9 protein-coding genes and 1 pseudogene are annotated in these 10,207 nt (G+C 48.9%); 9 read left to right on the top strand and 1 reads right to left on the bottom strand.

The features are described 5' to 3' along the window. Nucleotides 1–348: 348 nt before the first annotated feature. Entirely contained in the window at nucleotides 349–1,497 is a 1,149-nt protein-coding gene (locus tag HMPREF1985_RS08820; RefSeq protein WP_040637516.1) for an AAA family ATPase, read from the top strand. Then, on the top strand, nucleotides 1,490–3,712 hold the full coding sequence (locus tag HMPREF1985_RS08815) for a S8 family peptidase (protein WP_021772250.1): 2,223 nt from the start codon (nucleotides 1,490–1,492) through the stop codon (nucleotides 3,710–3,712). Before HMPREF1985_RS08820 ends, HMPREF1985_RS08815 begins: the two co-directional genes overlap by 8 nt. 51 nt (nucleotides 3,713–3,763) lie before the next feature. On the opposite strand, the gene HMPREF1985_RS08810 is transcribed toward HMPREF1985_RS08815, so the two are convergent. Further along, the gene (locus HMPREF1985_RS08810) at nucleotides 3,764–4,105 is read right to left on the bottom strand and encodes a helix-turn-helix domain-containing protein (RefSeq protein ID WP_021772249.1); all 342 of its coding nucleotides are present in this window, start codon (nucleotides 4,103–4,105) and stop codon (nucleotides 3,764–3,766) included. A gap of 573 nt (nucleotides 4,106–4,678) precedes the next feature. Here HMPREF1985_RS08810 and HMPREF1985_RS08805 point away from each other — a divergent pair. The 7 genes and pseudogenes from HMPREF1985_RS08805 to HMPREF1985_RS08775 all read left to right on the top strand — a co-directional run bounded on the left by HMPREF1985_RS08805 (nucleotide 4,679) and on the right by HMPREF1985_RS08775 (nucleotide 10,207). Further along, the gene (locus HMPREF1985_RS08805; protein ID WP_021772248.1) at nucleotides 4,679–5,176 is read left to right on the top strand and encodes an RNA polymerase sigma factor; all 498 of its coding nucleotides are present in this window, start codon (nucleotides 4,679–4,681) and stop codon (nucleotides 5,174–5,176) included. Between the two features lie 402 nt (nucleotides 5,177–5,578). Next, nucleotides 5,579–5,779, top strand: coding sequence for a hypothetical protein (locus HMPREF1985_RS11480; protein WP_021772246.1), 201 nt, complete (start codon nucleotides 5,579–5,581; stop codon nucleotides 5,777–5,779). Further along, the gene (locus HMPREF1985_RS08795; RefSeq protein ID WP_021772245.1) at nucleotides 5,776–6,915 is read left to right on the top strand and encodes a DUF2800 domain-containing protein; all 1,140 of its coding nucleotides are present in this window, start codon (nucleotides 5,776–5,778) and stop codon (nucleotides 6,913–6,915) included. The genes HMPREF1985_RS11480 and HMPREF1985_RS08795 overlap by 4 nt, the downstream gene beginning before the upstream one ends. Beyond that, nucleotides 6,908–7,483: a DUF2815 family protein gene (locus HMPREF1985_RS08790; protein WP_021772244.1), complete on the top strand. Its 576-nt coding sequence runs from the start codon at nucleotides 6,908–6,910 to the stop codon at nucleotides 7,481–7,483. Before HMPREF1985_RS08795 ends, HMPREF1985_RS08790 begins: the two co-directional genes overlap by 8 nt. Nucleotides 7,484–7,498: 15 nt before the next feature. Beyond that, nucleotides 7,499–7,690 (top strand): hypothetical protein, encoded by a 192-nt coding sequence (locus tag HMPREF1985_RS08785; protein WP_021772243.1) that lies wholly within the window; start codon nucleotides 7,499–7,501, stop codon nucleotides 7,688–7,690. A gap of 55 nt (nucleotides 7,691–7,745) precedes the next feature. Beyond that, nucleotides 7,746–9,754 (top strand): annotated as a pseudogene (locus HMPREF1985_RS08780) (DNA polymerase). Between the two features lie 90 nt (nucleotides 9,755–9,844). Continuing rightward, nucleotides 9,845–10,207, top strand: a complete 363-nt coding sequence (locus HMPREF1985_RS08775) for a DUF7768 domain-containing protein (protein ID WP_040637547.1) — start codon at nucleotides 9,845–9,847, stop codon at nucleotides 10,205–10,207.

Genomic DNA, 10,207 nt, shown 5'->3' with positions numbered 1-10,207 from the left:
TTTTTGCGTCAATTTATTTTACAACTTACGATGCGAGAGACACGGTACTGGATGGCTGCCCTTGATGGGCCGTGCCGTTCGGCATACCGGACTACGGCTAGACGGAAGGCTGCTTCTTGTGCTATTCTGTTCATGAGAGGATACTCCTTTGCTTTTTTGATTTTGTTCCTTAAAAGCATACCACAAGGTGCGTCCTCTTTTCATGACGATTTTGTAACACATGTATTGTAAACCTACACAATCTGTACGAATGTGTACGAATTTATATTGACTTATTCACTGCTTTTTGCTATTATAATGGCTGAATGTACGTATTTGTACGAATACAGAAGATTGGAAGTTATCGCCATGAAAGCAGAATTGGTTGAAAAAGTCATTGTTGCTCATTGCAGCGGAGACGAGCAACAATTTTCAGAGGCATTAAATAATCTCGTAAAAGACGAGGAGAAAAAGGGAAACATGCCCACGGCAAATAGGTTCCGTAAGGCTTATGAAGAAAAGAAAAGTTCCTCCTCCACACCCGCAGATTTTTCTGTAGGTGGATCCGGAGCCTTCTTTTCTCAATCTTCATCCGTGGCTGCACCCAGAGATAAGGATAGTCTGTTAGAGTTGTATGATGTAGTAACGTCAGATGTTTCCTTTGATGAGGTCGTATTGCCAGAGAACCAGAAAAAAATTATCCAGCAGTTTATTGACGAACAGAAAAATGCAGAACGGCTGAACAAACACAATATACCAGCCGCAAACAGGCTTCTCCTCTGTGGCCCGCCCGGTTGTGGAAAAACCATGACAGCATATGCCATCGGAAATGCCCTTAAATTGCCTATAGCATACGTTCGTTTGGATGGACTGGTTTCCTCATATCTCGGACAAACCAGCATAAACTTGCGGAAAGTGTTTGATTCTGTCAAAAACAAGAGGATCATTCTTTTCTTGGATGAATTTGACGCAATCGCCAAGAAGCGAGATGACGCCAACGAGCTCGGAGAGCTCAAAAGAGTGGTGACAACTCTCTTACAGAATTTCGATAACTTACCGGATAATGTAGTTTTGATAGCTGCCACAAACCACGAGCACCTTCTCGATCCTGCCATCTGGAGAAGATTTAATTTAACCATAACGCTTGCCCTGCCTGGATTGGAACAACGGAAAGTTCTTATTCAGAACGGCCGTAAGAAATATGGCATCACAGCAAAAATTAATACATCATCTATTGCGAAAATCACAGATGGGATGAGCGGAGCTCTTATTGATGAATTGATGCTGGCTTCAGCAAAAAAATTTTTACTTGATGGCAAGCTGCAAACGACAGATATTACAACGATACTGATTCAGCAGAAAACAAAGTACTCCGACAATAATGAAGACGCAATAAAAGTTATTATTGAAATGCTAGATAGAGGAGTGTCTTTACGGGCCGCTGCCAATGCGCTCGGAATATCTCATAGCACCTTGGAGTATCAGGTGAATAAATACAGAGGTGGCAATAATGGCTGACAACAGACAATATCATTTATGGATTCCCGAACAGGAAATAGATAGCATCGACAAAAGTCCCACAGGAAGAAGCAACCAATATGATGTAGAGCACTCCGAACATGGCCAGAAGTTGTCGCAGGGTTTGAAAAGTGTGGTGGATTTCTTCCAGCATTTGCAGTCATCAAGCTCTCTTGACGAAAATGACCTGATCACGTTTAAAGTCATTCTTCAAGATAAAGAGGATTTGGCCAGCCAAAAGGATTTTATTGAGAATGAGGGGCTAACCATTAATGCTGTCAAGGATCATAGACATGCAATTGTATCCGCGCCGAGAGATGTTTTTAACAATCTTCAAGGCCGCGTAGATCGCTATAAAGAAAAAGGAACGAAGAAGGATTTTCAATATATCCAAGAATTTGAGCCCTTCACAGCGGAAGATAAAAAAGCGACATCTGTATTACAGTACGTTAAGAATAATCCGGATGCCGTTTCTATTGATGTGCAGGTGGTTCTGCTCCCTGATATGGCTCCTGATGTTCAGCAACGTGCAGAATCCAACATTTCTGATCGCATCAGAGCAGGAAAAGGAATTATTCACAATGAGCCATACCGTCTGTCCGACGGTACATCGATAATCCGCGCAAGTATGTCTCCGCAAAACGTGGATAAAATAGCTGATGATCCGCGTGTTTATTGGGTTGAGAGGACTTTGTTTTTTCACGGGATCCAGCCCAGCATAGTTTCTCCGCTTAGTGGTGGATTGCAGTTGGATCCTAACATCGACATCTCTGCACTACCCGCTGTTGTTGTACTCGATGACGGAGTTTCACTTCCGGATCATCTTCAGGATATTGTCCCCGTTCATTGGCAGGCATCAGGGTGTTCCAAAGGGTCATCCTTCGGAAGTCACGGGACACCTGTCTCCAGCAGGGTCACTTTTGGATATCTTGGCATGCATCTCGCAGATCCATATCTTACTCCAAGGGCCCGAATAATTGATGCCCAGATTGCTGATGCGGACAGCGTGCCTGAAGATACCATGCTAAAACGCGTTCGTGAAGCGGTAGAAAATTTTTCGGGAGTCTCTAAGATTTTCAATTTTTCTTATAATGCTTCAGAACCAATCGAGGGTAGTGAAATGAGCCTGCTCGGGAGTGAGTTTGATCTTCTGAGCAGGAAATATGGTGTCCGATTCATTATCTCTGCTGGAAATCACAACTTATTTGAAAGTCAGGATTCTCTCAAGGATATTGTTGCAGAAGACTTATCGCAGATAGCCTCTCCTGCTGATGCAATGCTCGGCGTCACGGTTGGCGCAATTGTCGGTGTCGATCATCCCGGAAGTTTAAGTAAAAAGAATGAGTTAGCTCCATATTCAAGGCGTGGTCCCGGATTTTATGGATTTTATAAACCTGATCTTGTAGCCTATGGGGCTACTCAATTCAAAAATGGAAATATTCCACCTGACCAATATGCGCTCTGCCTTTCTCAGACCGGATATTGTGCACCTGCTGGAACGAGTTTCACTGCACCAATTGTTGCCGGAGATCTCGCGCAGGTTATGACTGTCGTTCCCAATAATGATGTTGGCCTTGCTCAAGCTCTTCTTTATAACAGAGTTATACCCCCGTATGACAGAACTGGAATGACGCAGGAAGAAATGGATTTAGCCGGGAACTTATATGGCAGAGGATTATCATCACCTGAAAACAGTATGTACTCTTCGGAAGACAGGGTGACTTTTTTAAACAGCGGAACAATGAATCGTCTTACGAAGAAGCGTGTTAAATTCCATATTCCTTCTGCCATCGCGGATCTCAAAGTAAAACGTGGGGAAAAGAAAATACGCGTTACCGTAACCTGCATAGCACGGCCTCCAGTAGACAGGACAAAAGGAAGTGAGTATTCAGCCGCATACATTTCAGCCTCAATACATCGGCTTAATTCCAATGGCGTCAATGTTGTCGATAATCCTTCTGTAAGTGATAATCGGAACAAATGGGATACGTGTTACCACTTCTCTAATGAATTTTCTAGCTTTGATTCTGGAAGCTGGGAAGTTTGGCTTGAATTATTTACCAGATGGGGAATTGCTGACGATGAGGAGATACCTTATTCTCTTGTTATCACAGTAGAGGATCTGACATCTGCTGGCAATCTGTATTCAGAAATCGTTCGTGAAACCGCTGGCCGCTTCAGTGCTGTACAACCGGTACGAATCAATATAAGGTGAAATACAAAACTCGTTGCAGTTATGAGGATGTCTCTTACTGCAACGAGTTTTTTATTTTCTTTTACTGATTAAATAATCGACGAACTTCTTTACTTCTTCCAGTTCTTCCTCTGTCAGATCTTTCGGTATGGGCTGGTCGCTCATAGATGCCACAAATTGCCTTCCCTTTTCTACAGTACTTTCTTCCAACACCCCGGCGACCTGAAGAAGGTCTTCTACCGGAATTGATAAAGCATTGGCAATAGACTTGAGCACACTTGGAGATGGCTCTTTTCTTTTACCAGACTCTATTCTTGAAATCTCGGCATTGCTAATATCGGATGCGGCAGCAAGATCTCTCTGCGACCATCCCTTTTCTTTTCTTTTCTGAGAAATGTATTCACCCAGATTCATGTGTCGCACCTCCTTTGCCTATACTATATCACCAATGTTCCTGTTTAGCAACATCTTTTTGAAGATATTTGACAATAGGTAACAGTATTGATATAATGTCTTTGTTACCAATGGGTAGCGCTGTGATTGCAATATGGCGTTTCGGCTTTATTTTTTGGCCGATGTGTTACCTTTTGGCAACAAAATTGATGAAAGGAGGCATACCTATCGAAGACGGATTTAAGGATGTCCGAAATAGCCATAATCACCTGCTATGTAGGGCAAACGACAAGACGGGTGATGTTCAAACAAAGGGGCCTCATAAGTCCTTGTGTCAGTTCAACATCCCAATAGGTGATTCGTTCACGGTTATACGAGGAAGCATTTGTTCCCGTATAACACATACCACAACTGGTTTCTATGCAGTAGACATCTTATCGGCATAAAAACTTAGCCAAACAGAGTCCGCAGAGCTGCTAGACGGCCTAGGACATAGCTCATTCCTTGCAGGAATAACTATGTGCCTCAGGCCGTTTCTCTGTCTCTACGGACGAATCGGCTTCTGCGGATTCAGCAAATCCAAAGGAGTCGAATATGAGTAAAAAATCTAATTCTTTCCGCATCTATGACAAAAACACCCGCACATGGTATGAGGTGTCAGAGGATCAGTACAAAGAGTATGACCGGAAGCGCACGGCCTATCGAAAGCGCATGCAGTCTCGCGGTGAATGCTTCTGCCCGAGAAATAAATGGTGGCTTTGTGACTGCTGCTGCCTCGATTGCGAATTCCACAACAACAAGGGAGTCTCTCTCGATGAACCTCTCCCAGATGGCGAAGGCACTCTCGCAGATTACATCCCGGACAACGCTCCCCTCATCGAAGACGTTCTCGCAGACAAAGCCGAGCTGGAGCAGCTCATCAAACGTCTGCAGGAGCTGATGCCGGAAGCTATAAAGATCGGTGAGCTCCGTTTGGAGGGTCTCTCGGATGAGACCATCGCCGACATCATTAGAATCAAGCGGACCACCTTCCGCTCACGTCTGAATAAGGTGAAAGAGAAGCTGTCCGAGGAATTCCCGGACTGGTTTTAATCGTCTGCTCTGGCTGCCGCTCAGGTGGCCGGAGTTTTTTCTAAATTTTTTCTCTTTCCTTCGTCAAAACGGGTCCTTCGCCTCCAGTGGGAAGTGTAAGGAGCACGAACACAGGATGCTCCGGATTGGAGGTAGCGATGAACAAGACACGCAACAGAGGTCCGGCAGACACGGAAGTGATAGCAGTTCTATTCGCGATCAGTCGTGTGTCAGCCCGACTGGCAAGAAACCTGACCATTCTTGCCGCAGACAGTCAATCCGAGGAAGGAAGAAAAGACGATGTCAAAAATGGCCGATTTGGATCAAACCATCAAAGACCTGCGCGATGCCGCCGCTGTTATTAATGACGCGGCAAACTGGCTCTACCGATAGTTCTCCGGAACTGAAACAGAGGAAATACCTGTGCCAGAACCGGAAGCAAAGTCAGTACCGAAGAGGGAACTGAAGCTCGAGGATGTGCGGAAGGTTCTCGCAGAGAAATCCCGCGCCGGTCATACAGCTGAGATTCGTGAGCTGCTCCATAAATATGGTGCCAGCAAGCTTTCGGCAGTAGATCCGGCAAATTACGAAGCCCTGCTTCAGGACGCGGAGGACCTCAAATGAGCACTAAAGAACACGCGGTCCTGTCCGCATCCAGCGCCGACAGGTGGCTGCACTGCCCGCCGTCCGTACGGCTCAGCGAAGGTTTCGAGGACACCGGAAGCAGCTACGCCTTGGAAGGCACCTGCGCACACAGCCTCGCGGAATTCAAGCTCCGGAAGGCACTCGAGTACCCGGCGGAGGATCCAACTGAGAATCTTACCTTCTATAACGAAGAGATGGATGAGGCAACGGATGAGTACGCAGGCTATGTGCTTGAACAGGTTGCAGCCGCAAAGGAAACATGCGCTGACCCGGTTGTTCTGATCGAGCACAGGGTGGATTTCTCCCGCTGGGTAAAGCAGGGATTTGGCACAGCAGATGCGCTGGTCATTGCGGATGGGACGCTTCGGATTATTGACCTGAAATACGGCACCGGGATTCCCGTTTTCGCTGAGAACAATCCCCAGCTCAAATGCTACGGGCTCGGAGCCTTGGAGCTATTCGATGACATCTACGACATTGACACAGTGGCGTTCACGATCTATCAGCCGAGGCGGCAGAACGTCAGCGAATGGCAAATCCTGAAAGCTGACCTACTCAAGTGGGCCGATGAGGTGCTGAAGCCTGCAGCCGACCGGGCATGGGATGGTAATGGTGAATTCTCCTGCGGCGAATGGTGCCGGTTCTGCAAGGCCAAAACCATCTGCCGCGCCAGAGCCGAGGCCAATCTGAAGCTCGCCCAGTACGATTTCAAGCTTCCACCAGAGCTGTCGGATACGGAGATTGAAGTCATTCCCTCTAAAGTCGACGACCTTGTTTCGTGGGCATCCGACATCACGGAATATGCCCTGCAGCAGGCCATCTCCGGAAAGGAATGGCACGGCTTCAAGCTCGTCGAAGGCAGATTTGTCCGGAAGTACACGAATGAGACAGCTGTCGCCAAGGCCGTCACCGATGCTGGGTATGACCCGTATGAGAAGAAGCTGCTCGGCATTACCGCCATGCAGAAGCTCCTCGGCAAAAACCGATTTAACGATCTTCTGTCGGCGTACATCGAAAAGCCGCAGGGCAAACCAACTCTGGTGCCGGAGTCGGATAAAAGACCGGCACTCAATACAGCAAAAAATGATTTTATGGAGGACAAAAACTATGAGTAAGAAAATGCAGAATCCGATGAAAGTCATCACTGGCGTAAACACCCGCTGGTCCTACGCCAATGTCTGGGAACCGAAATCCATCAACGGCGGCACGCCGAAGTACTCGGTCAGCCTGATTATCCCGAAGTCCGACACGGTCACGGTCAACAAGATCAAGGCTGCCATTGAAGCCGCCTACAAAGAAGGCGAAGGAAAGCTCAAGGGCAACAGCCGCACGGTTCCGGCGCTCTCGGCGATCAAGACGCCACTTCGTGACGGCGACAGCGAGAGGCCTGATGACGAGGCTTATCGCAATGCCTACTTCGTGAACGCCAACGCTACAACGGCTCCCGGAATTGTGGATGCCGATCTAAATCCAATCATGTCGAGAAGCGAAGTCTACTCCGGCGTGTACGGCAGAGCGTCCATCACGTTCTACGCGTTCAACAGCTCTGGTAATTGCGGCATCGCCTGCGGGCTTAACAATCTGCAGAAGATCCGTGACGGCGAGCCGCTCGGCAGTAAGGCCAGCGAAGAGTCCGACTTTGCGGAATTCGCAACCGACGGTGACGACGACTTTCTGAATTAATGAGGTGACAAGGCTATGGAAAATATCATGAACACGATTCTTTACATCATTGTCTATGCCGGTGGTCTGGCAGCGATCATCCTCATGCTGACGCTGACCATCACGAATTACCGCTCCTACAAGGAGGATAAGGAAAACCGCGAAAAGCAGGACAAGCGTGATGCGGAATATCACGAGAGCCGTATGAAGGCGCTCGAGAAGAAATAACCGCAGCGGCCTTGCCTACTGGCGGCGGGGAGAAATCCCTGCCGCCACATTTTGAATGGAGGCGACAATCACAAAAAAAATATTTCTATCGATCGATATTGAAACCTTCTCGGACATCGATCTTGGCAAGTGCGGCGTGTACAAGTACGCGGAATCACTCGCCTTTGAGATTCTCCTCTTTGGATACAGCTTGGACGGCAGCGAGGTTCAGGTCGTGGATCTGGCATCAGGCGAAGAAATCCCGGAAGGGATCTCTGAAGCGCTGACGGATGATGACATAACGAAATGAGCCTTCAATGCAAACTTTGAACGTGTCTACCTGTCAAGATTCCTCCGGGATAAAGGAGTCAGCCTCGATCCGTTTCACGACCATCATCCTCTCTCGACTGAATATGCCAGGTTTCTGAATCCGGAAGGCTGGAAATGCTCGATGGTCTGGTCGGCGACGATGGGACTTCCGCTGTCGCTGAAGGGCGTCGGCAAGGTTCTGAATCTGGCTGACCAGAAGATGGATGAAGGCAAGAGCTTGATCCGCTTTTTCTCTGTTCCCTGCGTGCCGACGAAGGCAAATGGCGGCAGGACTCGAAACCTTCCCTCTGATGATCCGGAGAAATGGTCGACCTTTAAGGCTTACAACAAGCGTGATGTTGAGGTCGAGATGGCGATCCAGAAGTGGCTTGCCAACTTTCCCGTTCCGGAATTTGTCTGGGACGAATACCACATCGATCAGGAAATCAACGACCGCGGCGTGCGGATTGACATGGACCTGGTCAAGAAGGCCATCGAAATGGATTCCCGCTCCCGCCGGGAACTGACGGAAAAGATAAGGCGGCTTACAGATCTGGATAATCCGAACAGCGTCCAGCAGATGAAGCAGTGGCTCGCAGATAACGGCATGGAGGTCGACAGCCTTGGCAAGAAGGCCGTAGCCGCTCTTCTTAAGACGGCTCCGCCTGAACTTGCGGAGGTGCTGGAACTCCGGCAGCAGCTTGCCAAATCCAGCGTTAAGAAATATCAAACAATGGAACGAGCCGTGTGTGCAGATAGCCGCACCAGAGGCATGTTCATGTTCTATGGAGCGAACCGGACTGGCCGCTGGGCCGGACGCCTGATCCAGCTGTAAAATCTCCCGCAGAATCATCTGCCTGATCTGGATGCCGCACGCGCTCTTGTGAAATCCGGAGACTATGAAACCGTGAAGATGCTTTACGAAGACGTGCCGGATACGCTCTCGCAGCTCATCCGGACAGCTTTCATCCCGAAACCGGGTACCCGTTTTATGTGGCGGACTTCTCAGCTATAGAGGCGCGCGTCATCGCTTGGTACGCGGGCGAGAAATGGAAGTCAGACGCATTCGCTAATGGGGAAGATATCTACTGCTCGACCGTGAGCCGCATGTTTGGCGTTCAGGTAGTCAAGCATGGCATTAACGGCGAGCTTCGCCAGAAAGGCAAAATTGCGGAGCTTGCCTGCGGCTACGGCGGCTCAACCGGTGCGCTCAAGGCGATGGGCGCTTTGGAGATGGGGATTTCGGAAGATGAGCTTCCCGGCATCGTCTCTTCTTGGCGGGCTGCCAATCAGCAGATTGTCTGTTTCTGGTGGGATGTGGACAAGGCTGTCATGCAGGCGGTGAAGTATCACAGGAGCACTCGCCTTGGAAAGCTCACCTTCTTCTGGCAGTCCGGCATGCATTTTATCCGGCTGCTGTCTGGGCGGAATCTCGCCTATGTGAAGCCAAAAGTCGGAACGAACCGGTTTGACAGCGAGTGCATCACTTACGAGGGCGTAGGCTCCGCTAAGAAATGGGAGCGGCTGGATTCCTACGGGCCGAAGTTCGTGGAAAACATCGTACAAGCGACCTCGCGCGACATTCTCTGCAACAGCATGAGGACGCTCCGCTGCTGCGACATCGTCATGCATATCCATGACGAGCTTGTGATTGGAGCGGATCCGAGGGTATCGCTGAAAGTTCTCTGTGAGCAGATGGGACGCGTCCCGGATTGGGCGGATGGCCTAGTACTTCGCGTGGACGGATATATTTGCGATTTCTATAAAAAAGATTGAGTTTGCTTCGTCAAAAGCAGCCTGTCACCTCCAGTGGAAAGTGAGGCAGGCTGCTTTTTTGATTTCCTGCCGGAAAGGAGGATACCGGTTTTGGATTACAGAAACAGTGAAGGCTATCCGGACCCGACATGCTATGATGCACTTTACCAGATTGCGCTGGAAGAAAAGAAATCTCTCCACGCCTTCCGGCCCATTGTCTATATCTGCTCGCCCTATGCGGGAGATATTCCCAGCAACGTGATGGCGGCAAGACGGTACTGCCGATTCGCGGTCGACTCTGGATGTATCCCGGTCGCGCCGCATCTCTTGTTTCCGCAGTTTCTCGATGACAGTGATCCCGCTGAGCGCGAGCTTGGACTTTTCTTCGGGAACGCGCTGATGAGCAAATGTGCGGAGGTCTGGGTGTTTGGGAGCCACATCTCAAGTGGCATGACAGCGGAAATCCGGGCATAA

Origin of the sequence: Mitsuokella sp. oral taxon 131 str. W9106 (assembly GCF_000469545.1) — a bacterium.
In the GTDB taxonomy this organism is placed as follows: Bacteria; Bacillota; Negativicutes; order Selenomonadales; family Selenomonadaceae; genus AWVT01.
This window is presented reverse-complemented; position numbering and strand designations above follow the sequence as displayed.